21 protein-coding genes are annotated in these 20,648 nt (G+C 57.5%); 11 read left to right on the plus strand and 10 right to left on the minus strand.

The features are described 5' to 3' along the window. Positions 1-14: 14 nt before the first annotated feature. The gene (locus GOX61_RS20330; RefSeq protein WP_170336674.1) at positions 15-845 is read right to left on the minus strand and encodes a methyltransferase domain-containing protein; all 831 of its coding nucleotides are present in this window, start codon (positions 843-845) and stop codon (positions 15-17) included. Here GOX61_RS20330 and GOX61_RS20335 point away from each other — a divergent pair. Genes GOX61_RS20335 through GOX61_RS20350 form a run of 4 tightly spaced genes read left to right on the plus strand, consistent with a single transcriptional unit; the run spans position 826 to position 3,170 of the window. Continuing rightward, positions 826-1,590, plus strand: a complete 765-nt coding sequence (locus GOX61_RS20335; protein WP_302478311.1) for a ComF family protein — start codon at positions 826-828, stop codon at positions 1,588-1,590. The genes GOX61_RS20330 and GOX61_RS20335 overlap by 20 nt on opposite strands. A gap of 37 nt (positions 1,591-1,627) precedes the next feature. Then, positions 1,628-1,885 (plus strand): glutaredoxin 3, encoded by a 258-nt coding sequence (gene grxC, locus GOX61_RS20340; protein WP_155146681.1) that lies wholly within the window; start codon positions 1,628-1,630, stop codon positions 1,883-1,885. Next, positions 1,885-2,715, plus strand: a complete 831-nt coding sequence (locus GOX61_RS20345) for a carbon-nitrogen hydrolase family protein (protein ID WP_170336676.1) — start codon at positions 1,885-1,887, stop codon at positions 2,713-2,715. The genes grxC and GOX61_RS20345 overlap by 1 nt, the downstream gene beginning before the upstream one ends. A gap of 14 nt (positions 2,716-2,729) precedes the next feature. Continuing rightward, positions 2,730-3,170: a MarR family winged helix-turn-helix transcriptional regulator gene (locus GOX61_RS20350; RefSeq protein WP_170336678.1), complete on the plus strand. Its 441-nt coding sequence runs from the start codon at positions 2,730-2,732 to the stop codon at positions 3,168-3,170. Between the two features lie 168 nt (positions 3,171-3,338). Here GOX61_RS20350 and GOX61_RS20355 read toward each other — a convergent pair whose 3' ends face one another. Together GOX61_RS20355 and ubiG are read right to left on the minus strand one after the other, a co-directional pair. After that, complete coding sequence (locus tag GOX61_RS20355) at positions 3,339-3,926, minus strand: hypothetical protein (RefSeq protein WP_170336679.1); 588 nt, start codon at positions 3,924-3,926, stop codon at positions 3,339-3,341. A gap of 9 nt (positions 3,927-3,935) precedes the next feature. Next, entirely contained in the window at positions 3,936-4,682 is a 747-nt protein-coding gene (gene ubiG, locus GOX61_RS20360) for a bifunctional 2-polyprenyl-6-hydroxyphenol methylase/3-demethylubiquinol 3-O-methyltransferase UbiG (protein ID WP_170336681.1), read from the minus strand. A gap of 48 nt (positions 4,683-4,730) precedes the next feature. Here ubiG and pip point away from each other — a divergent pair, with 48 nt between their 5' ends. The 6 genes from pip to infB all read left to right on the plus strand — a co-directional run bounded on the left by pip (position 4,731) and on the right by infB (position 12,048). Then, entirely contained in the window at positions 4,731-5,708 is a 978-nt protein-coding gene (gene pip, locus GOX61_RS20365) for a prolyl aminopeptidase (RefSeq protein ID WP_155146672.1), read from the plus strand. After that, positions 5,705-6,526: an ABC transporter substrate-binding protein gene (locus GOX61_RS20370; RefSeq protein WP_170336683.1), complete on the plus strand. Its 822-nt coding sequence runs from the start codon at positions 5,705-5,707 to the stop codon at positions 6,524-6,526. The genes pip and GOX61_RS20370 overlap by 4 nt, the downstream gene beginning before the upstream one ends. A gap of 183 nt (positions 6,527-6,709) precedes the next feature. Then, the gene (rimP, locus tag GOX61_RS20375) at positions 6,710-7,300 is read left to right on the plus strand and encodes a ribosome maturation factor RimP (protein ID WP_152459779.1); all 591 of its coding nucleotides are present in this window, start codon (positions 6,710-6,712) and stop codon (positions 7,298-7,300) included. Next, positions 7,300-8,919 (plus strand): transcription termination factor NusA, encoded by a 1,620-nt coding sequence (gene nusA, locus GOX61_RS20380; RefSeq protein ID WP_170336685.1) that lies wholly within the window; start codon positions 7,300-7,302, stop codon positions 8,917-8,919. Before rimP ends, nusA begins: the two co-directional genes overlap by 1 nt. A gap of 22 nt (positions 8,920-8,941) precedes the next feature. Next, positions 8,942-9,565 carry an RNA-binding protein gene (locus GOX61_RS20385; RefSeq protein WP_155146664.1) on the plus strand — a complete coding sequence of 208 codons (624 nt, stop codon included), beginning with the start codon at positions 8,942-8,944 and terminating at the stop codon, positions 9,563-9,565. 8 nt (positions 9,566-9,573) lie between these two features. Beyond that, positions 9,574-12,048: a translation initiation factor IF-2 gene (gene infB / locus GOX61_RS20390; RefSeq protein ID WP_155146662.1), complete on the plus strand. Its 2,475-nt coding sequence runs from the start codon at positions 9,574-9,576 to the stop codon at positions 12,046-12,048. 72 nt (positions 12,049-12,120) lie between these two features. On the opposite strand, the gene GOX61_RS20395 is transcribed toward infB, so the two are convergent. The 6 genes from GOX61_RS20395 to GOX61_RS20420 all read right to left on the minus strand — a co-directional run bounded on the left by GOX61_RS20395 (position 12,121) and on the right by GOX61_RS20420 (position 17,761). Next, positions 12,121-12,951: an alpha/beta hydrolase gene (locus GOX61_RS20395; RefSeq protein WP_170336687.1), complete on the minus strand. Its 831-nt coding sequence runs from the start codon at positions 12,949-12,951 to the stop codon at positions 12,121-12,123. Continuing rightward, positions 12,951-13,838, minus strand: a complete 888-nt coding sequence (locus GOX61_RS20400) for a tryptophan 2,3-dioxygenase (protein WP_170336689.1) — start codon at positions 13,836-13,838, stop codon at positions 12,951-12,953. Before GOX61_RS20400 ends, GOX61_RS20395 begins: the two co-directional genes overlap by 1 nt. 64 nt (positions 13,839-13,902) lie before the next feature. Continuing rightward, complete coding sequence (tdh, locus tag GOX61_RS20405; protein WP_170336759.1) at positions 13,903-14,931, minus strand: L-threonine 3-dehydrogenase; 1,029 nt, start codon at positions 14,929-14,931, stop codon at positions 13,903-13,905. Between the two features lie 19 nt (positions 14,932-14,950). After that, entirely contained in the window at positions 14,951-15,901 is a 951-nt protein-coding gene (locus GOX61_RS20410; protein ID WP_170336691.1) for a PLP-dependent cysteine synthase family protein, read from the minus strand. Beyond that, positions 15,898-17,085, minus strand: a complete 1,188-nt coding sequence (locus GOX61_RS20415; protein WP_170336692.1) for a glycine C-acetyltransferase — start codon at positions 17,083-17,085, stop codon at positions 15,898-15,900. The genes GOX61_RS20410 and GOX61_RS20415 overlap by 4 nt, the downstream gene beginning before the upstream one ends. Before the next feature lie 109 nt (positions 17,086-17,194). Beyond that, positions 17,195-17,761: a helix-turn-helix domain-containing protein gene (locus GOX61_RS20420; protein ID WP_170336694.1), complete on the minus strand. Its 567-nt coding sequence runs from the start codon at positions 17,759-17,761 to the stop codon at positions 17,195-17,197. Between the two features lie 117 nt (positions 17,762-17,878). On the opposite strand from GOX61_RS20420, the gene GOX61_RS20425 reads away from it, so the two are divergent. Next, the gene (locus GOX61_RS20425) at positions 17,879-19,054 is read left to right on the plus strand and encodes an acetyl-CoA C-acyltransferase family protein (protein ID WP_155146650.1); all 1,176 of its coding nucleotides are present in this window, start codon (positions 17,879-17,881) and stop codon (positions 19,052-19,054) included. A gap of 62 nt (positions 19,055-19,116) precedes the next feature. Here GOX61_RS20425 and ubiB read toward each other — a convergent pair whose 3' ends face one another. Next, positions 19,117-20,646 carry a 2-polyprenylphenol 6-hydroxylase gene (gene ubiB / locus GOX61_RS20430; protein ID WP_155146648.1) on the minus strand — a complete coding sequence of 510 codons (1,530 nt, stop codon included), beginning with the start codon at positions 20,644-20,646 and terminating at the stop codon, positions 19,117-19,119. Positions 20,647-20,648: the final 2 nt, after the last annotated feature.

A 20,648-nucleotide genomic window follows, 5' to 3' on the forward strand; every position in this document is an offset into this window, starting at 1 on the left:
GAATTGGCCGATCGTCAATCGGGCAGTTTGCCCTCATCGGTTCCCAGAGCTTCAGCCAACCGCATCTGAGCCGACCCGGGACGCAAGGGTTTGGGCTGGCTTTCATCGGGTGACCAACCTGTCAGGCAGATCAGTTCGAATGTCGCGGATAGCCGACCATCAGGTGCCGGGAAGTGTGAGCAGTATATTTCTTGGGCTTTGCTGAAAACCGCCCGATGCGTCGGATGCTTGAGGCGCCCAGTCAGAGCGTTGTTTTCACCCATCGCCCGCAGGTCGCGCATCAGGTGCCAGATATCACGATATTGCGCAGTCAGTGGGAGTTTGTCTGCTACTGGCAGCGCGAAACCGGCGCGCTGCAGCAGACCTCCCAGATCGCGCAGTTCTGCCATGGGCGCGACACGAGGGCTGAGGCCACTTGTTACTTCGACTTCGGCTTGCCCGAGCGAAGCACGCAGCTCATGCAGGGTTTCACCGCCCAGACAGATCACAAGCATCAACCCATCAGGTTTTAGGGCCCTGTTACATTGGATCAACTGGCCCACCGGATCGTTCGCCCAATGCAAGGCCATGGCATGGATCACAAGATCATGAGACCCCGGTTGCAGGTCGAGCACTTCGTCATCTCGGATGATCCGGGCATCTGGAATGATGTCACTCCAGATATCAGCAAACGGGCTCACAATCGCTGGTGCTGTAAAGGTTTTGTTAACCAAGGAAAGACGATCCTTGATCTCGTCAATGGCCGCTTCGTGAAGGAACAGCGCATCCTTGCGGACACGGGCGCGGTGCATAGCAAGGCTCTTGCGGTCAAACAGAGAGGGTGCATTGGGCGCAGGCAATTTCATAGGCCGCAAGTATCGCATCTGGCAGCGGATTCAAACCGCTGTCGAGCTGATCTATCCTCCCCGATGCATGGGATGCGGGGAATTGACGGAGTCCGATTTCGGACTCTGCGGCTCTTGTTGGCGTGATACGCCTTTTATCGGTGGAGTGGTTTGTGAAAGCTGCGGAACCCCGTTGCCCGGGGATACGGACGATCATCGGATTGAATGCGATGATTGTATGGATGTGCCTCGGCCCTGGCGTGATGGGCGGGCGGCCCTGCTGTATGAGGGAAAGGCACGGTCCTTGGTCTTGGCATTGAAGCACGGGGATCGGTCGGAGTTGGCTCGACCCGCTGCGCGTTGGATGGCGCATGCTGGGCGCGAAATTATCGCGCCAAATATGCTCATTGCACCTGTACCGCTCCATTGGTCACGGTTGATTAAACGTCGCTACAACCAGTCAGCTCTGCTGGCGCAGAACCTCGGACGCGAAACCGGTCTGCCTGTGTGTCCCGATCTGCTGGTTCGTAAACTGCGTACCCCAGTGCTGGATGGCAGGACCGCAGCAGAGCGGGCTGAGGTGCTGATGAATGCAATATCCGTACATCCGAAACGTGGTCACCATCTGGCAGGGCGGGATGTAGTGTTGGTGGATGACGTCATGACGTCGGGCGCGACATTGTCGGCCTGCGCGCGCGCCTGCCTTGCATCAGGCGCAAATCATATTTTCGTGTTGGTACTGGCACGCGTTGCCAAGGATGCCTAATTCGCTCAGGATTGCGCGAAACCCAAGGGAACGGAATATGAAACCGGTAGAAATCTATACCTCGCCTTTGTGCGGATACTGTCATGCGGCCAAGCGTCTGTTGAAACAGAAGGGTGTCGAGTTCAAAGAGATCGACGTGCTTTTGCATCCCAAACGCAAACCCGAAATGATCAAGCGTGCCGGTGGAAAGCGCACTGTTCCCCAGATTTTCGTGGGTGAGACACATGTAGGTGGCTGTGATGATCTGTATGATCTGGATCGTCAGGGCAGGCTGGACGGTCTTCTGGCGGCCTGATGAAAACAGCACTGCTGCAGATCACCTCGTCGGACGACCCGGCCGAAAACCTCGAAATCGTGCGCGCGATGATGGCCGATGCTGCCGCTCAGGGCGCTCGGTTCATCCTGACGCCCGAGGTTACCAATTGCGTCTCGACCAGCACGACGCGGCAGCGTGAGGTTCTGCAACACGAAGAAGACGACATCTCTCTGGCTGGCCTGCGTGAGCAGGCCGCCGCGCTGGGCGTCTGGCTGTTGATCGGCTCTTTGGGGATCAAAACTCATGATGCCGACGGCAGATTCGCCAACCGATCGTTTATGATCAACCGGCAGGGTGAGATCGTGGCGCGGTATGACAAGATTCATATGTTTGATGTGCAGGTCACCGAATCTGAGACATTCCGCGAATCAGCGAACTATCGGCCCGGAACCAGGGCTGTTGTGCCTGATACGGACTTCGGCAAGGTCGGAATGACAATCTGCTACGATCTGCGCTTTCCGCATCTTCATTCGGCGCTGGCACGGGCTGGTGCGCGCATTTTGACGGTTCCGGCGGCGTTTTCTCCGGTCACGGGTGCTGCGCATTGGGAATCACTACTGCGTGCCCGGGCCATAGAAAACGGGTGTTGGGTGATTGCGCCTGCGCAAACCGGCGAGCATCCCAAGACGCGCGGAAAGACGCGTTATACCTATGGTCACAGCATGGTTGTTGCCCCTTGGGGAGAGGTGCTGATCGACGCAGGGACCGAGACCGGCATTCACTTTTTCGATTTGGATGATAGTTCTGTGACAGAGGCGCGCCGACGCGTACCCTCTCTGACACATGTCCGTCCCTTTGACGGGCCCTGATCCAGAACCGGACCATGACTGACGAAACCAATGCCCTTGCGGTCGCGCTGTTCAGCGAGATCCTGACCGCAGATCAATTATTGCGGAATCGGCTGAGCCGAGTACTGCCCAAGGGCATGGAAATTTCGCATTTCTCGGTGCTCAATCATCTGGTTTTTGTTGGTGGTGAACGGAGCCCGGCGCAACTGGCAAACACGTTCCACGTGACACGGGGTGCCATGACCAACACTTTGGCCAAACTGGAATGGGCTGGTTACGTCCATATTCGCCCTGACTGGGACGACGCCCGCCGCAAGATGGTCGCCATCAGCCCCGCCGGCCGTCGCGCGCGTGATCAGGCGATTTCCTCGATTGCCCCCCTGATCAACCGCGTGGTCGGAGAACTGGGGCTGGAGCGCGTCCGCAGCACCCTGCCGGTGTTGCGGGATTTGCGGTTGCAGTTGGAGGGGGAGTAGGGGCTAGCATACTGTTGCGACAATGTGGCGATACACTGTTGTTCGCCTATGAAGCACAACTAGCTATACCGATCTTGACCCAGAGGGTTGCTGCGCACCCTGCATTCTTAAGTTGTGGACCCGATCCCTTTTTCGCAGGTATGACCTTTCTTAGCGCCGGTTCTCCTATCATTTTTTTCCCAGAATTATTGAATCTAGCAACCGTCTCAAGTCATCACTCTGAACAACTGGAACGTCCGCTAAGAGAATTCCAGCTGAAGCCGCTGCTGCGAAAAGAAGACAGTATTCTATGTCATCGATATCCTTAGGCCCACCGCTATGAACAAGCCACACAAAATAGTCACCTTTTTCATTTTCGTTAGTTGAGAATACCCTTCCTACACTGCATCGATTTTTCCGAAGCACTTTTTGAGCAAACCAGTCTGTTATTTCTTCTGACAACTCCAAGTCTTCTGGACTCACAAACTGACCTTCTGAGACAATCTCGGGATCGATAAAGGTGAATAGGTTATTTGCCCTCTTCAAAGAACCTGATTGTGAATTCGAAGCCAAGTAACGGCCTACAATTTCCTGAGCTAACTCGTAGATTTTCGGGTCGCTAATATAGCCATATAGCGGAACTCCTTCATGCTCATACACCACCACGCCCGCATTCTCTTGTGCTGTGGCTAGCGGGCTATTGAATAAGGTAGCAGCGGAAATTGCCGCACCACAAAATACCGCGCGCCACTGCGCGTAACTTAAAGATCGAATCAAAAATCTACCTCACCCCGGCTTCACACTCGCAGTCACATAATTAACACTCAAATCCCGATCCGAGATCGACCAACTCCACAAGATCGGGTTGAACACGAACCCCTTGCGGTCCACCGGCTCCAGCCCGGCTTGACGCAGCAGGTCGAACAGCTCATCCGGCGTGATGAACTTGTTCCATTCATGTGTGCCGCGCGGCAGCCAGCGCATCACGACCTCGGCCCCGAAAATTGCCATCGCATATGATTTCGGGTTGCGGTTGATGGTGGAACAGATCTCAAGCCCGCCGGGTTTCAGCAATTGCCGCGTGGCGGTCAGGTAGGACAGCGGATCGGCCACGTGCTCGACCACTTCCATGTTCAGAACCACGTCGAATTGTTCGCCAGCGGCGGCCATGTCCTCAGCAGTGGTGTGGCGATAATCGATCTGCAGCCCCGATTGTTCGGCGTGGATACGAGCAACCGGCAGATTCCCTTCGGCGGCGTCCGCGCCGACAACCTCCGCTCCAAGGCGTGCCATGGGTTCGCTCAGCAGCCCGCCGCCGCAACCAATGTCCAGCAGGCGAAGACCCTGAAACGGCTTTGCGTCTTTCAAATCGCGGTCAAATTCGGCTGCTATCTGCTGTGTGATATAATCAAGACGGCACGGGTTGAGCATGTGCAGCGGTTTGAATTTACCATGCGGATCCCACCATTCCGCAGCCATCGCCTCAAATTTTGCGATCTCGGATGGGTCCACAGTGTTCGGATGCGCTTGCATTCCTGTCTCCGTATGCTCTTTTACGCTTAAGGACTATATAGGGCCATAATGGACAAGTACCCGGACCAAAAGCGCGCAGTTCAATATCTCTATCCGCCGACCGATCCTTTTGATCAGCGTGTGGTGGATATGGGTGATGGACACCGCATCTATGTGGAACAATGCGGAAATCCTGATGGGATACCCGTCGTGGTGTTGCATGGGGGGCCCGGTGGCGGCTGCAGCCCTGCGATGCGGCGGTACTTTGATCCCAAGGCGTATCGGGTGATTCTGTTTGATCAGCGCGGGTGTGGACGGTCACGGCCGACGGCGTCGGTTGAAAACAACACGACCTGGCATCTGATCGCTGATATCGAGCGTTTGCGCAAAATCTTCGAAATCGATGAATGGATCGTCTTTGGGGGCAGCTGGGGCGCGACATTGGCGCTGATTTATGCTCAGACCCATCCGGATCGGGTCAGCCGGCTGGTTCTGCGTGGCGTATTCCTGATGACGCAGGCCGAACTGGACTGGTTCTACGGCGGCGGTGCCGGGAAATTCTGGCCCGAGCAATGGGCAAAATTCACCTCTCTTCTGCCAGCGAACGAGTTGTCCGACACAATTGGCGCGTATCACAAACGGTTGTTTTCGGGAGATCGCGCGACCGAGATCCTTTATGCCCGCGCCTGGTCGCATTGGGAAAACGCGCTAGCCTCAATCCATACGAATGGCTCGGTTGGCGAAAGCCCCGGCGAATATGCGCGCACATTTGCGCGGCTGGAGAATCACTATTTCATCAATGGTGGTTTCCTGGAGTTTGATGGGCAAATTCTGGATCAAATGGATCGTATCGCGCATATACCCGGACATATCGTGCAGGGTCGCTACGATATGATCTGCCCGCCTCAGGCCGCGTGGGAGCTTGCCGAGCGTTGGCCAAACGCGGATCTGAAGATGGTGCGTCAGGCCGGTCACGCGTTGTCCGAGCCCGGAATCAGTGCCGAACTGGTTCGCATCATGGATCGTGTGGCGGAGGGTTTGGTATGACGCGCATTGACCGTCGTGCTCTGTTCGCATCCGGTGCCGCTGCAGCGCTGCTGGCGGCTACTGGGGCATCACTTGCTGACACCCCCAAATCCGGTGGCGTTCTTCGGCTGGCGGTGCCGCGTGATGACAGCCTCGAACAGGTTGCGCGCGGCGCGGTCTTCGACAATCTGACGGAAATCGCCCCGGACGGAACCCTGCGCGGAGAATTGGCAACAGGATGGCAGACAGATGCGGATGCGCGTGTCTGGACCTTTGATTTGCGCGAAGATGCGCGTTTTCATGATGGCGATGCGCTGAGGGTCGAGGATGTGCTTGCCGTTTTGGCGCAGGTTGGGCAGGTCGAAGTGCTGGACCCCAATCGCTTACGCCTTGAGCTGACTGAGGCCAATCCTGGATTGCCCTTCCTGCTTGCGGACAGTCGTTTCGTTATCACTCGGGGTGGGCAGGATGTGACGCCACTCAAATCTGCGAATGGAACGGGATGTTATCGGGTTGAGCGTGCGGAAGATGGTCGGCACTTTCTGGGGCGCCGCGTAGCCGGTCACTATAAGGATGGTCAGGCTGGCTGGCTGGACGCAGTTGAGATTGTCGTAATTCCGGATGCCACCGTTCGGGCCGAAGCCCTGCGGGACGGGTTCGTGGATGTTGCGGCAATGCCGGATGCTGATGGGATTCGCTCGGTACGCGGGTTGCGGTTCCATCCGACCGAGGTGGAAATGGCGCTTGCCGTTTCATCAAATGTGGGGCTGCCGCGCCAGATCGGGCGGCAGGGTCCGTTGGATGACGGGCGGGTCGCTGAACGCTGGTGGATGATCTGAGTTCGGCGGAATTCTGACCCTGTTTTGTCTGGCCGGCGACGTGGGGGTTGCAGATTCGGATTCTCCTGCGTATATGCATTTGCAACAGCGGCGTGTCGGACTTCTGGTCCGGGGCTCCACCGGAAAAGATCGACGGGCCGCGCGCCCGTTTTTTTGTGCCCGTATGACAGGGTAGAGAACCAGATGACAAACGACCTGATAGCCAAAGCAGCCATCGACCGGCGACTGGCCGAGATCATCACCCCTGTGATCGAGGATCTGGGGTATGAGCTGGTCCGCATTCGCCTGATGAGCGGCAAACAGACCACGCTGCAGATCATGGCTGACAAGCCCGATGGTGGCATCGAAGTGGATGACTGCGCCGAAATCTCGAACGCGGTCAGTGCCACGCTGGACGTCGAGGACCCGATTCTTGACGCCTATACGCTTGAGGTATCGAGCCCCGGTATCGATCGCCCCCTGACTCGCCTCAAGGATTTCGAGACCTTCGAGGGATATGAGGCCAAGATTGAAACCGCAGAACTGATCGACGGCCGCCGCCGCTTCAAAGGCGAATTGGCCGGCATCGAAGGGGACGAGGTTCTGATCAACATCCCCGAGGGGGACGAGACAATTACCATCGGTCTGCAATTCGACTGGCTGAGCGACGCCAAGCTGGTTCTGACCGACGACCTGATCAAGGAAATGCTGCGCCAGCGCAAAGATGCAGGTGCTCTGAACGAAAACGCCTTCGACGAGATTGAGACCGAAGGGTCCGAAGAGGAGACGAACTGATGGCAATTACCTCAGCCAACCAGCTGGAGCTTTTGCAAACCGCCGAGGCCGTGGCCCGCGAAAAGATGATCGACCCCGGTCTGGTTGTCGAAGCGATGGAGGAATCGCTCGCCCGTGCCGCCAAGAGCCGTTACGGCGCCGAGATGGACATTCGCGTGTCGATCGACCGCAAGACCGGCAAGGCGACCTTCACTCGCGTCCGTACCGTGGTAGAGGATGACGAGCTGGAAAACTACCAGGCTGAGATGACCGTCGAGCAGGCGCGCCAGTACATGGAAGCGCCCGAAGTCGGCGATGTGTTCGTTGAAGAAGTTCCGCCGGTTGAAATGGGCCGTATCGCGGCACAGTCGGCTAAGCAGGTTATCCTGCAGAAGGTTCGTGAAGCTGAGCGTGATCGTCAGTACGAAGAATTCAAGGATCGCGCAGGCACCATCATCAACGGTGCCGTCAAACGCGAAGAATTTGGTAATGTCATCATTGATCTCGGTGGTGCCGAGGCTGTTCTGCGTCGCAACGACAAGATCGGCCGCGAAAGCTATCGCCCGAATGATCGCGTGCGTGCGTATATCAAGGAGGTACGTCGCGAGGTTCGCGGCCACCAGATCTTCCTGTCGCGCACCGCACCGGAATTCATGGCCGAACTGTTCAAGATGGAAGTGCCGGAAATCTATGACGGCATCATCGAAGTTAAGGCCGTGGCCCGTGACCCTGGTTCGCGTGCCAAGATCGCTGTGATCTCGTATGACGGCTCTATCGATCCTGTAGGTGCCTGCGTTGGTATGCGCGGTAGCCGTGTTCAGGCCGTTGTAAACGAGCTGCAGGGTGAAAAGATCGACATCATCCCGTGGAACGAAGATCAGCCGACCTTCCTTGTGAACGCGCTGCAGCCCGCCGAGGTCTCCAAGGTGGTTCTGGATGAAGAAGCAGGTAAGATCGAAGTTGTGGTTCCCGAGGAACAGCTGTCGCTTGCCATCGGTCGCCGCGGTCAGAACGTGCGTCTGGCCAGCCAACTGACTGGTCTGGACATCGACATCATGACCGAAGCCGAAGAATCGGCACGTCGTCAGAAAGAATTCGAAGCCCGTACCAAGCTGTTCATGGACAGCCTGGATCTGGACGAGTTCTTCGCGCAACTGCTGGTTTCCGAAGGGTTCACCAACCTCGAAGAGGTGGCTTATGTCGAGATAGACGAACTGCTGGTCATTGACGGTGTGGACGAAGGCACCGCGCAGGAACTGCAAACACGAGCGCGCGAATTCCTTGAAGCACAGGCAAAGGCCGCTCTGGATGCGGCCCGTGCCCTGGGTGCCGAGGACAGCCTTATTGAATTCGAAGGCCTGACACCCCAGATGGTTGAGGCTCTGGCCAAGGACGACGTCAAAACTCTGGAAGATTTTGCAACCTGCGCAGACTGGGAGCTGGCCGGTGGCTGGACCACAGTCGATGGGGAGCGCACCAAGGACGATGGCGTTCTGGAGCCTTTCGGTGTGTCGCTGGAAGAGGCGCAGGATCTGGTTATGACCGCGCGTATCATGTTGGGCTGGGTTGATCCGGCTGAACTGGAACAGGCCGAAGAAGAAGTCGACGGCGAGACAACTGAAGAGGAGGCCGAGGCCTGATCGCAGGCTTCGGGTGGCGCAAATGGGTCGCGGTGGCGTCCATAAAGATCGGTCCGAAGGACCTGAGCGGAAATGCATCGCCACGGGCGAGATTCAGCCTAAATATGGGTTGATACGCTTTGTGACGGGGCCCGATGGTCAGGTCTTTCCGGATGTTGCAGCTAAACTGCCGGGGCGTGGTGTCTACGTATCGGCGGATCGCGCCGCTCTGGATCAGGCTGTGGGCAAAAAGCTGTTTGCCCGCGGGTTCAAGGCGCAGGTGACCGTGCCTAAAGACCTGACGGACGAGGTCGAAAGGCAGGTCTCGCGTCGTGTAATCGAACTGCTGAGCCTGGCACGCAAGTCGGGCGACGCGGTTGCTGGTTACGAAAAGGTCAAGACATGGCTGGACCGGGAAGAGGCACAAGTGCTGATTCAGGCCGTCGATGGATCGGGGCGCGGCAAGTCGAAACTGAGCACGCCGCACTTCGGTAAATACATCGGATGGCTGACCGCAGACGAATTAGGACAGGCATTTGGGCGCCAAACCGTGATTCATGCGGCGCTGGCCTCTGGCGGACTCGCCAAACGTGTTGTAGAGGAAGCGCAGCGCCTGCGTGGCTTGCGCGAAACGGATGACGGCGGCAGGGGCCGCGCGGAAGGGTAAGAAGCTTTATGAGCGATAATGACGGCAAAAAGACATTGGGTCTTCGTGGCGGGGCACGCCCCGGAAATGTGAAACAGAGTTTCAGCCACGGACGCACCAAGAATGTCGTGGTGGAAACCAAACGCAAGCGCGTGGTGGTCCCCAAGCCGGGTGCGACCAAACCGGGCGGTGGTGCTGCGCCATCGGGTGATCCTTCGCGTCGTCCTGCAGGTATCTCCGACGCCGAAATGGCGCGCCGGATGAAGGCATTGCAGGCCGCCAAGGCTCGTGAAGCCGAAGAGGCCGCAGCCCGTGAGGCAGCCGAAAAGGCGCGCGAAGAAGAGCGCGCCCGCCGTCGTGCCGAGCAAGAGGCCAAGGAACGTGAGCAGCGAGAAGCTGAAGAACGTGCCCGCGCCAAGGCCGAAGAGGAAGAGCGCAAGCGCAAAGAGGCAGAAGAAGCTGCCAAACGTGCTGCCGCAGCGCCTGCACCGGAAGAGCCCAAAGCGGCGCGCAGCCCGGCAAGTAAACCAGCGCCAGCAGCCGCACCGCGCAAGCAGGAGCGCGAACGCGAACAGCGTGGTCGTGGCAAAGGGCGTGACGACAATCGCCGTTCGGGCAAGCTGACTCTGGGTCAGGCCACCGGTGGCGAAGGCAACCGCCAGCGTTCGATGGCCGCGATGAAGCGTAAGCAAGAGCGCGCGCGTCAAAAAGCCATGGGCGGTACGGTCGAGCGGGAAAAGGTGATCCGCGACGTTCAGCTGCCCGAGGCGATCATGGTGTCCGAGCTGGCAAACCGTATGGCCGAGCGTGTGGCCGACGTGGTCAAATCGCTGATGCAGATGGGTATGATGGTTACGCAAAACCAGACCATCGACGCCGACACTGCCGAGCTGATCATCGAAGAATTTGGCCACAAGGTGACCCGTGTCTCTGATTCGGACGTGGAAGATGTCATCAAAGAGGTAGAAGACGACGAAGGCGATCTTCAGCCGCGTCCGCCGGTCATCACCATCATGGGTCACGTTGACCACGGTAAAACCTCGCTGCTGGACGCGATCCGTGATGCACGGGTTGTTGCGGGCGAGGCTGGTGGCATCACCCAGCATATCGGTGCCTATCAGGTGAAAACCGATGGTGGTACAACGCTGACCTTCCTGGATACGCCGGGCCACGCGGCCTTTACTTCGATGCGCTCACGCGGTGCTCAGGTAACGGATATCGTCGTTCTGGTGGTTGCAGCCGACGATGCGGTGATGCCGCAGACCATTGAGGCGATCAATCACGCCAAAGCGGCCGGAGTGCCGATGATCGTGGCGATCAACAAGGTGGACAAACCGGACGCCAACCCGGACAAAGTGCGCACCGATCTGCTGCAGCACGAAGTGATTGTCGAGAAAATGTCGGGTGAGGTTCAGGACGTCGAAGTGTCCGCCATCACCGGTCAGGGTCTGGACGAACTGCTCGAAGCCATCGCGCTGCAAGCCGAGATTCTGGAGCTGAAAGCCAACCCGGATCGCGCCGCCCAAGGTGCCGTGATCGAGGCGCAGCTGGATGTAGGTCGCGGCCCTGTGGCCACCGTTCTGGTTCAGAATGGCACGCTGCGTCAGGGCGATATCTTCGTTGTGGGTGAGCAGTACGGTAAGGTTCGTGCGCTGATCAACGACAAGGGTGACCGCGTTAAAGAAGCTGGCCCGTCGGTTCCGGTTGAGGTTCTGGGTCTGAACGGTACGCCCGAAGCGGGCGACGTTCTGAACGTGACCGAGACCGAAGCGCAGGCTCGTGAAATCGCTGCCTATCGTGAGCAAGCCGCCAAGGACAAACGCGCTGCCGCTGGTGCTGCGACAACCCTTGAGCAGCTGATGCAGAAGGCCAAGGAAGACGAAAACGTCACCGAGCTGCCAATTCTGATGAAAGCGGACGTGCAAGGTTCTGCCGAAGCCATCGTTCAGGCGATGGAGAAGATCGGCAACGAAGAAGTCCGCGTACGCGTTCTGCACTCGGGTGTCGGCGCGATCACTGAAACGGATGTCGGTCTGGCCGAAGCCTCGGGCGCACCGATCTTTGGCTTCAACGTTCGTGCCAACGCATCGGCGCGGAACACAGCGAACCAGAAGGGTGTCGAGATCCGCTATTACTCGGTGATCTATGACCTTGTGGATGACGTGAAAGCCGCCGCATCTGGCCTGCTGAGCGCCGAGATCCGCGAGAAGTTCATCGGGTACGCCGAGATCCGCGAAGTCTTCAAGGTCACCGGCGTTGGCAAGGTTGCCGGCTGTCTGGTCACCGAAGGCGTTGCCCGCCGCTCCGCAGGTGTTCGCCTGCTGCGCGACAACGTGGTGATCCACGAGGGTACGCTGAAGACGCTCAAGCGCTTCAAGGACGAAGTGGCCGAAGTTCAGTCGGGTCAGGAATGCGGTATGGCGTTCGAAAACTACGACGATATCCGTGCGGGCGACGTGATCGAAATCTTCGAGCGCGAAGAGGTTACTCGTACGCTGGACTGATTCCGGTAAAATCTAAGTATTTGAAAACAGCGGTCCAATCGGGCCGCTGTTTTTTGTTCAAGTCTTCAAGGCTCAATCGGTATGGGCCGTCAAAAACGTTCCAGGATGCAGGATGATATCGAAATGATGCATCCCCATTTGCAGATCAAAGCTGACCGAGTGACCGGCCCGACGCAGCAGTTCGGCATAATCCCGACTTTGGCGGATGAATTCAGGCGTGTCCCTCTCGGCAACGGTCACTCGATAGCGTGGCCCCGGCGTTGGCAGATGCAGATTGGGTGAGAGGTCGTGAACCTCCACCGGGCTCAGCTGCAGAGGGTCGTTCACGGGTGTCAGAGAGATCGGTTCAAGATCGAACACTCCGCTGATCAGGATCACATCGCGGACGCGTAACCCTGATCGGGCCAGAACATCAGAAGAACTGGCCATCACCATTGATGCCAGATGCCCCCCGGCGCTGTGTCCGGACAAGGTGATCCTTGACGGATCAAAACCCAGTTCCTTTGCCCGACCAGCTAGCCATAGCAAAGCCTGGCGGCATTCATCGATCATCTGTCCCAGACGTGCCTTTGGAGCAATCGTATAGTTCAACGTGGCAAAGGCGTGTCCACTTTCAATCAGGGCAGGGGCCATCATCGCCGATTCGCGCTGACTGAGCGCCTGCCAATACCCGCCGTGAATGAATACGTGCAGGGGTGCCCCGGGCTTTTGCGAGGGGAAGAAGTCCAGAACGTGTTCCGGACTGTCGCCATATCTGAGGTTTTCCTGAACTGTCAGATCGTCCCGTGCCTGCGCACTCAGCGCTTTGTAGCTGGCAAGATACGGTGTGATGTCACCGCTAACCATCGAGCTGGGAGAATACTCCTGATTGAGTTCGGTTTGACTAAATCCGCGATACAACATCAGCTTTGCTCGCTATACATCAGTTCTGTCCGCATGTCGTAGAGATCGTGAAAGAACCGCAACTCCAAGGCTTTGCGCAAGAACGCAACACCGCTGGACCCCCCTGTGCCGGGTTGCATGCCGATCACACGCTCTACCGCGGTGGCATGATCAAAGCGCCAGCGCTGGAACAGCGACTCGACGTCCATCAGCTTTTCGGCCAGCGCATAAAGGTCCCAATACTTGTCCGTATTCCGGAACACCTCGACCCAGATTTTAACAATACGCGGGTCACCTGAATAGGGTTGCGCGTAATCACGTTCGATCAAATCCTGTGGCACATCGAAACCCTGCCGGGCCAGCATATGCAAGACCTCATCATAGAGTGAAGGTTTGGTCAGCGCAGCGTTCAGCATTTCCATGACCTCAGTGTCATGTTCATGCACTTTCAGCGTAGATGGATCCTTATTGCCCAGAATGAACTCGATCTGACGGTAGCCATAGCTTTGAAACCCGGATGAGCTGCCCAGGGCCTGCCGGAACGTCATGTAGTCGGCTGGCGTCATGGTCAGCAGAGTTTCCCAAGCTGTAATCAACTGCCGCTGAATGGCTTTGATCCGGTCCAGATTCTTCATAGCCGGCCCAAATTCGTCCTGCTGCAGGAAACGGCGCACCTCGACCAACTGGTGGTGCATCAGTTTCAGCCACAGCTCGCTGACCTGATGGATGATGATGAACAACATCTCATCCGGCTGCGCTGGTTCCTGAAAGGTCTTCTGCAGATTCAGCAGGGTCTTGAGTTGCAGGAAATCGCCATAGCTTTTGCGATGAGTGTCCGCAAAATTGGTGACCAGAGAGTCTTCGATCCCCCGTTCCAACAGGCGGTCGTCTTTGTTTTTTTCACCCATATTGCCCCTCCCTTCGGTGATTTTTGCACCTGTTTAGGGGCTAGTTTTGCAACTTTCCAGTGTGTTAGTCCCAGTCCAGAACCACCTTGCCGGATTGGCCTGATTTCATGGCAGCAAAACCCTTGGCGAAATCATCGACAGGAAACTCGTGGGTAATGACACGGCTGACATCCAGGCCATTCTGCAGCATCGCAATCATCTTATACCAGGTTTCAAACATTTCACGGCCATAAACGCCTTTGATGGTGATTGCCTTAAAGACGATGCGACTCCAATCAACCGGCGATTTGCCAGGCGGAATGCCCAAAAGCGCAATTTTTCCACCCATCACCAGGGCCTCGACCATCTGATCAAGCGCGGCCTGAGAGCCTGACATTTCCAGACCGACATCAAACCCTTCTTTCATCTCAAGCTCGTCAATGACGTCCTGCAGATCTTCTTTGCTGACATCGACCGCGCGCAGTGTTGGCACGACATGCTCGGCCAGTTTCAAACGATCCGGGTTGATATCGGTGATCACTACATGCCGTGCCCCGGCATGGCGGGCAACGGCCGCCGCCATGATGCCGATCGGCCCTGCGCCAGTGATCAGCACATCTTCCCCCAGCAGATCAAAACTCAGCGCCGTGTGCACTGCATTTCCCAATGGGTCGAGAATGGCGCCGATTTCATCAGGGATATCATCGGGCAAAGGTACGACATTGAACGCGGGCAGCTTCAGGTACTCAGCAAACGCGCCCTGTTCGTTCACACCTATCCCGCGCGTGCCGGGGTCGAGGTGGAACTTGCCCGCCCGGCTCTGACGGCTGTCGGTACCAATCAGGTGCCCTTCGCCCGAGCAGCGCTGACCAATTTCAAGCCCGGTCACATTGCGCCCGATCTCGACGATTTCGCCTGCGAACTCATGACCGGTGATCAGCGGTACCGGTACAGTGTGCGAGGCCCAGTCATCCCAGTTCCAGATGTGGATATCGGTCCCGCAAATCCCTGTTTTCCTGATGCGGATCAGCACCTCCTCCGGGCCGATCTCAGGGACCGGAGCCTGCACCTTCCACAGTCCTTCTTCCGGTTTGGATTTTTCCAATGCTTTCATCGTGTTTGCACGCATCAGATCACTCCCATAAGTCCGTTGAAAGATATTTCAGGCCGCTGTCGCACATGACAATCGCAACGCAGCCACCACGTTCGGGGCCTCGCAGTAATTGGATTGCAGCTGCGAGATTTGCCCCGGCGGAATACCCGGCAAATATCCCTTCGTGGCTTGCCAGCAGTCTGGCATTCTCGCGGGCTTCTTCACCCGTCACGGAAAGGTAGCCTGCAATGGGTGCATCTCGCATATGAACAAGATCATTCATCGCATAACCACCACCCTGGATCGGATGATCTGGAGTGGATACCGCTTCCCCTGCCAGCGCACGTGCGCCTTGAGGCTCAACCGCGTAGCACCGGACACCAAGTGGTGACAGAAATCTTGCAGCACCCGCCAAAGTGCCACCTGATCCGGCAAAATCGCAGAACGCTGTAATTTCGCCACCTGACTGATCCCAGATTTCAGGCCCGGTTCCGGTTTCGTGGGCAGCAGGATTACCCGCATGCCCAAACTGGTCTGCCCGGAATGCATCACGTTCAATGGTGATGCGCGTCGCTTCCTGATCGACCAACGCCAGATCCGCGCCTGAGACTTCACCAGGTTTGCTGCCTGACGCTTGTGGAACAATGACGACTTCGGCCCCTAGTGCGCGCATCATGCGGGCGCGTTCGACCGAGTTTCCTGCGCTCATGACTGCGACGAACGGATGCCCGAGAATTCCGCAAACAATCGCGAGGCCAGTGCCCATATTGCCCGAGGTCAGCTCAACAACGGTTTGCTCGGGCAGGAGTGAACCATCAGCCCGGGCGATTTCGATGATAGATCGCGCAGCCCGGTCTTTCTTGGAAAAACCTGGCATCAGATAATCCAGCTTGGCCAGAATGCGTCCCTCAAGCCCAAGCGAGCGTGTCACTCGCGAAAGCTCCACCAGCGGTGTGTTTCCGATAACGTCTATGACCGATGGCAGGATCAAGAGATAATCCCCAACTCTTTGCCGACTTTACCAAAGGCTGTAAGTGCCCGGTCCAGTTCATCCTTTGTCAGAGCCGCATTCATCTGCGTCCTGATACGGGCCTGCCCGCGCGGCACGACGGGGAAGAAAAAGCCCGAAACATAGACACCCTCATCGAACAGTCGCGACGCCATTTCTTGTGCCAAAGTGGCCTCACCCAGCATGACTGGAATGATTGGATGTTCTCCGGGCAGCAGATCAAACCCCAGTTTCTCCAGACCTGCACGCCAGTATTTCGCATTTCCGAACAGCTGAGCGCGCAGCATCTCACCCTCTTCGACCAGACGGATCGCCTCAAGTCCGGCGGCGACGATGGACGGCGGCAGCGAGTTTGAGAACAGATAGGGCCGCGCCCGCTGCCGTAGCAGATCAATCACTGGCTGCGGCCCGGCGATGTAACCGCCGATTGCCCCCCCAAGTGCCTTGCCCAGAGTTCCCGTCAGAATGTCAACGTCGACGTCGAAATGATCCGGCGTCCCGGCGCCGTTCGGCCCCATAAAGCCAGTAGCGTGGCAATCATCGACCATGACGATAGCGTCGTATTTGTCTGCCAGCTCCCGGATTTTCGGCAGGTTGGCCAGATAGCCGTCCATCGAAAATACGCCGTCGGTGGCGATCATGATGTGCCGTGCACTATCCTCGCGGGCCTGTTTCAGCCAGGCTTCGAGGTCGTTCATGTCGTTGTTCAGATAGCGATAGCGTTTGGCTTTACAAAGACGCACGCCGTCAATGATCGAGGCGTGGTTCAGACTGTCCGAGATGATAGCGTCTTCGGGCCCCAGCAGGGGCTCGAACAACCCGCCATTGGCGTCGAAACATGCAGCGAAAAGGATCGAATCGTCCTTGTTCAGGAACTTTGCCAGTTTCTGCTCAAGCTCACGGTGTATGTCCTGCGTGCCGCAGATGAACCGGACCGAGGCCATGCCGAACCCCTTGGGCTCCATCGCGCCCTTGGCAGCGTCGATCAGCGCGGGGTGATCGGCCAGACCCAGATAATTGTTGGCGCACAGGTTGATCACCTGTTTGTCGCCCACCGTAATCTCACCGCCCTGAGGCGAGGTGATCATTCGCTCGCGTTTGTACAGACCTTCGGATTCGATCTGCGCGAGGGTGTCCGTGATATGGGACAGGAATGCATCTGCCATGGCGATCTCCTTGTTCTGAGTCGCGTATCTAACATAACGGATGCATTTCCCAAATAGGGGAATGGCAAAATTGCGGAAAAATTTCCGTGAAGGCGGATATTCGCCGGTGTCAGGCGTTCTTTACGATCAGGAAAACCCGAGCGGGGCCATCAAGAGATGAAATCGAATGCAGTACATCAGCCGCGTAACGCGCAGTGTCACCCTGCCTCAGATCCATAGTGGCTGTTCCGGAGGTGACCCGGACGGACCCTTCCAGCACGGTCAGTTGTTCCTGTGCGCCCCGAGTGTGGGGCTGGCTGTTCAATGCACCATCCTGATCAAAGGAGATATCATAGACTTCATGCCCGCCGGCTTCTTCGGGTGGCGACAGGATGCGGATACGGCAGGCCTGCCCCATATTGTCGATGCTGGGAACTTCGGAGTTTCTTAGAACTTCGATCTGATCCGTACCGTCGGCCTCTTCCAGCAATCCGGCAAAATCCACCTGCAGTGCACGAGTGAGGTTCCATAGCGTCGAAATTGTCGGGCTGCTTTCACCTCGTTCGATCTGGCTGACCATGGATCGGGATACGCCGCTGAGATTGGCTACAGCTTCCAGTGACAATCCTTTTGCCCGACGTGCCTCTTTCAGGCGGGCGGGCAGACGTGTCAGGATATCGTTTGAGTCTTCCGTCATGACGGAATTTCATGCGCGCTTGACGATCCGTTGTCAATTCCGACAGTGACGGAACGTCCTGTGGGACAGCTCAATGCTGCAGATGCATACTGCGCCCAAATCCAAGAGGAGAGAGACATGACCGACATTGTGATACTGGACGGAGCCCGCACGGCTATCGGCACATTCGGCGGGGCGCTTGCCTCGACTGCGCCCATCGATCTGGCAACGGTTGTCACCGAAGCGGCGATGGAACGTTCGGGCGTCGAAGGTGGTCAGATCGGTCATGTGGTGTTTGGCAATGTGATCAGTACCGAACCACGCGACATGTATCTTTCGCGTGTCGCTGCGATGCAGGCGGGCATTCCGAATGAAACACCGGCAATGAACGTAAACCGTCTATGCGGGTCCGGTGCGCAGGCTGTTGTATCTGCGGTCCAGTCCCTGATGCTGGGGGATGCAGAGTTCGCGGTCGCAGGCGGGGCCGAAAGCATGTCGCGCAGTCCGTATATCGTGCCGCAGGCCCGCTGGGGTGCAAAAATGGGCGATGTAACCTCGATGGACATGATGCTGGGTGCGCTGAACTGCCCGTTTGGAACCGGGCACATGGGGGTGACAGCTGAAAACGTTGCCGACGAACATCAGATCACGCGTGAACAGATGGATGAGTTTGCTCTGTCCAGTCAGACCCGCGCTGCCTCGGCCATTGATGCGGGATACTTCGACGACCAGATCACTCCGGTCCAGGTGAAGGTCAAGCGTGACATGGTGGATTTCAAGGTTGACGAACATCCCAAAGCCACAACCGCCGAGGCGCTCGCCGGATTGCGGCCAGTGTTCAAAAAAGATGGCCGTGTTACTGCAGGCAACGCATCGGGCATCAATGATGGTGCGGCAGCGATGGTTCTGGCCACGGCAGATGCTGCCGACAAAGCAGGCCTTAAGCCAAAGGCCCGCATTCTGGGATATGGACATGCAGGTGTTCGTCCCGAGGTTATGGGGATCGGGCCTGTACCGGCAGTGCAGAACCTGATGGCAAAGACCGGCCTGTCGGTTGAAGATTTCGATGTGATCGAAAGCAACGAAGCGTTTGCGTCTCAGGCACTCGCCGTCAATCAGGAACTGGGGCTGGACGCCGCCAAGGTGAATCCGAATGGTGGAGCGATCGCTCTGGGTCATCCGGTTGGGGCAACCGGTGCGATCATCACCCTGAAGACGCTGTATGAACTGGAGCGTACCGGGGGATCGAAAGGTCTGATCACCATGTGCATTGGCGGTGGTCAGGGGATCGCAATCGCAATCGAGCGTCTCTGATACGAAACGGGGGCAGATTGCCCCCAAAACCATCTTGAAAACTCTGGGCTCTTTGGGTGTGTTTAGCCCAGAGAGCTCATCAGCATTACGGCTGCCGCACCTGCAATGGCACCAATGGCCGCCGGCAGGAGCATAGGCAAAACACCTGAGCTCTTTGGCTCATCTTTGTGAGTCTGCGCAATCAAAGCGTTTTCGACCAGATCAGGCAGGCGCGGTCCAAAACGTGCGAGAACCAGTGCGGTCTTGCCAAAATCGCGCAGAGCCGCACGCGGACCGATCGACTTTTTGATGTAGTCTTCGACAACGGGGCGCGCGACTTCCCAGATATTGATGTGCGGATCCAGTGAACGTGCGACGCCTTCAACCACTACCATCGTGCGCTGCAAAAGGATCAGTTCAGTCCGTGTTTCCATGCCGAAACGTTCGGTGACTTCGAATAGATAGTTGAGTAGCCGACCCATCGAGATATGGGTGGCGTCCATGCCAAAGATGGGCTCACCCACCGCGCGCAGTGCGCGGGCGAACTCGTCTACATCCTGATTGGCAGGGACATATCCGGCTTCGAAATGAACCTCGGCCACGCGTTTGTAATCGCGGCGGATGAAGCCGAACAGTATCTCGGCATAGACCCGGCGCGTATATTCATCGATATGGCCCATGATGCCAAAATCATAGGCAATGATGTCACCATTGGCGGCAACCTTCAGGTTGCCCTGATGCATGTCGGCATGAAAATATCCATCCCGCAACGCGTGCATCAGGAACAGGCGCAGGACGCGTTCCGCCAGCGAATGGCGATCATGATTGGCGGCATCCAGCGCGTCATTGTCGCCCAGCGGAATACCGTCTGCCCAGCTAAGTGTCATGACGCGGCGCGCGGACAATGACCACACAACCGGTGGCAACCAGAAGCCTTCATCATCTTTGGTGTTGGCTTGGTATTCCGATGCTGCAGCGCTTTCGAGCCTCAGGTCCAGCTCTCCACGGACCACACCATCAAAATGTTCGATGACATCCATCGGACGCAGGCGTCGCGCACCCGGGGCAAACAGCTGCACGATGCGAGCTGCGAAATAGAAGGCGTCCACGTCCTTGCGGAAGGCGCGTTCGATCCCTGGGCGCAGAACTTTGACAGCGACCTCTTCGCCAGTGCTGGCCCGTTTGGCCTTGTGAACCTGAGCGATCGAAGCCGCCGCAATGGGCTCGCTGAATTCGTTGAATAACTCGTCGACTGGTTGGCCCAGTTCTTTCTCCACTTCGGCCATCGCCTCGGCGCGAGAGAAGGGGGGCAGTTTATCCTGCAGAACGCGTAGCTGCTCGGCCAGTTCATCACCGACCACGTCCGGGCGGGTCGACAGCACCTGACCAAATTTGATGTATGCCGGACCCAGCGCTGTCAGCGCACGTGTGGCGGGCGGCATGTCCGGATCGCCCTTGTAGCCCAACCACTGGAACGGTTTGCCCAGCGTGTGCGCCACGATGCGCAAAGCACGTGGTGCTTCGAAGGCGTCCAGCACCACGTTCATGGCACCGGTCCGCTCCAAAGTGGCGCCTGTCCGGATCAGGCGGATAATGTTATGAGGTCCGCGCATGT

Source organism: Ruegeria arenilitoris, from assembly GCF_013030265.1.
In the GTDB taxonomy this organism is placed as follows: Bacteria; Pseudomonadota; Alphaproteobacteria; order Rhodobacterales; family Rhodobacteraceae; genus Ruegeria; species Ruegeria arenilitoris_E.